This window comes from Nocardia halotolerans, assembly GCF_042650145.1.
In the GTDB taxonomy this organism is placed as follows: Bacteria; Actinomycetota; Actinomycetes; order Mycobacteriales; family Mycobacteriaceae; genus Nocardia; species Nocardia halotolerans.
In genome coordinates, this window is record NZ_JBHSDL010000017.1 from 1 (window position 1) to 981 (window position 981).

Consider the following 981-nt stretch of genomic DNA (forward strand, 5'->3'; position numbering starts at 1 on the left):
CTAGGTCATGTCTCCCAATCGAGTTCTCGGTTCTCGCCCGATAGATGGCCAGGTCGGGCATCATGTTCGCCGTGGCGGCAACTGTCGGTGATCGGCATCAGGTTCTGACGGACAACCAGTGGGAACTGCTCGAGCTGCTGTTACCGAAATCCGATGGCCGCGTGGGTCGTAACTTCTCCAACAACCGCCAGGTCGTGGAGGGAATGTTGTTCCGGTTACGGACCGGGATGCCGTGGCGGGACCTTCCGGAGGTCTTCGGTCCGTGGCAGACGGTATGGAAACGGCACCGCCGGTATGCCGCCGACGGCACCTGGGATCGGGTGCTGGTCGCGTTGACTGCGTTGGCGGACGCGACCGGGAATCTGGATTGGGTGGTTTCGGTCGATTCGACGATCGTGCGGGTTCATCAACACGGCGCCAACACCCGTCGTAGTGGTGGCGGGGTGGCCGGCCCGGATGGTGAGTTATGAGCCGACTGATCACGGGATCGGCCGGTCTCGGGGCGGGTTGACTACCAAAGCCCATCTGGCCACCGACGGCAACGGTCGCGGTCTGGCGGTATTGATCACCGCGGGTCAGGCCGCAGATTGCCCGGTGATGCCCGCGGTGCTCGACGCGATCGCGGTCCCGCGATTGGTTGGTGGTCCGCCGCGCCGGAATCCTGACCTGGTCCTGGCCGACAAGGCGTATTCCTCGGCGGCGAATCGAGAACTGTTGCGGAGCAAGCGGATCGTGGCGGTGATCCCGCAACGGTCTGATCAGGTCGCCAACCGGAAACGTCGAGGTCGTGCCGGTGGACGCCCGCCCGGGTTCGACTCGCAGGCCTACAAGGGTCGCAATGTGGTCGAGCGGGCGTTCAACAAGGCTAAACACTGGCGTGGTGTCGCGACTCGTTACGACAAGCTGGCCTGCACCTACCGAGCCGGGATCGTCATGGCCCTTACGGTCGAATGGTTGAAGCTATTGGGAGACATGACCTAG

General features: G+C 63.5%; 1 protein-coding gene. It reads left to right on the forward strand.

The features are described from left to right. Nucleotides 1–62: 62 nt before the first annotated feature. Nucleotides 63–981 (forward strand): IS5 family transposase gene (locus tag ACFO5K_RS18335; RefSeq protein WP_378564116.1). Its coding sequence is split into 2 segments (ribosomal slippage): nucleotides 63–437 and nucleotides 439–981, totalling 918 coding nucleotides; the frame shifts between segments, so codons are not numbered across the junction.